The following is a 500-nucleotide window of genomic DNA, read 5'->3' on the forward strand; positions in this document are numbered from 1 at the left end:
GAAGATGGATTGACACTCTTCATTGCCAAAACCAACAAACTCTTGAATGCCAAAGTTATGCGTTGAGATATTAAGATGCATGTGCGCGGCAAAACAGATTGGTGATAGATCTGGCGCGCCATGCGGTGCGGTGCGCACGTTATACACGGCGGCAAAATCGGCAATTTTTTTCATTCCTGTTATGCCACCAGCGTGAGTCGCGGCGCAACGGATAAAGTCAATCCACTGATTTTGAATAAGATCTTTGCAATCCCAAATCGTATTGTAGGTTTCACCAAGCGCCAATGGCGTAGTGGTGTGATGGCGGATCAGTTTGTAATTTTCTTGGTTTTCGGCAATGGATGCATCTTCTAGGAACATCAAGTTATACGGTTCTAACATTTTGCCTAGTTTTGCAGATTCGATTGGCGTCAGACGACTATGGGTATCATGCAAGAATTTGGCTTTGTTACCAAAACGTTCTTTGGCTTTGGCAAACAACTCAGGAACAAGATCAAAAT

The 500-nt window shown here is 43.8% G+C and carries 1 protein-coding gene; it reads right to left on the reverse strand.

Going from position 1 to position 500, the window contains the following annotated elements:
* Nucleotides 1–500, reverse strand: a 500-nt coding sequence (locus HW561_RS23620) for an enolase C-terminal domain-like protein (RefSeq protein WP_328803328.1), incomplete at both ends; no start/stop codon positions are given.

The organism is Ruegeria haliotis (genome assembly GCF_013377785.1).
Taxonomy (GTDB): Bacteria; Pseudomonadota; Alphaproteobacteria; order Rhodobacterales; family Rhodobacteraceae; genus Ruegeria; species Ruegeria haliotis.